This is a genomic window from Actinocorallia lasiicapitis (genome assembly GCF_054778695.1).
Genome location: NZ_BAAGZI010000915.1, coordinates 1 through 547, shown reverse-complemented (window position 1 = coordinate 547; position 547 = coordinate 1). Strand labels below are relative to the sequence as shown.

The following is a 547-nucleotide window of genomic DNA, read 5'->3' as shown; positions in this document are numbered from 1 at the left end:
CTGCCGCAGCAGGTGCAGGGCGGCGATCTTGGCGGCGTCGGCGAAGGCCGCGCTGCGCTCGGGCGTGAGGGGTTCGCGGACGGCGGCCCACATCGAGCCGAGGATCTCGTCGCCCGCGCGGACCGCGATCGCGGCGCGCGGCAGCATCCCGTCGACGTCCAGGAAGAGCGGTTCGCGTGACTGGTAGAGCCGCCGGAAGAACCCCATCTCCTCGTACAGCCGGACGAACCGTTCGGGGACCTGCCGGCCGAGGATCGTCTCGACGCGGTACTCGTCGGCCTCCTCCTGGCGGACCGAGTAGGCGAGCACCCGGGAGGAGCGGTCCTCGATGGTGACGGGCGCGCCGAGCAGTTCGCAGACCGCGTTGGCGACCGAGAACAGATCGGTGTCGTGGTCGGCCTCGCCGACCTCGCCTTCGGCGAGCAGGGAGCGGAGCAGGGCCGCGATCTGCGCCCAGGAGGCCGCCCTGGTCAGCCCGAGCACGGCGACGCCCGCCGCGCCGACCGCCGACTGCAGGGCCTCGGACGGCGGCGCGAGCCCCTTGACG

General features: G+C 73.7%; 1 pseudogene. It reads right to left on the bottom strand.

Annotated elements, in window-relative coordinates:
- A pseudogene (locus ACYVE7_RS35475) lies at positions 1 to 547 on the bottom strand (PucR family transcriptional regulator); the annotation flags it as partial.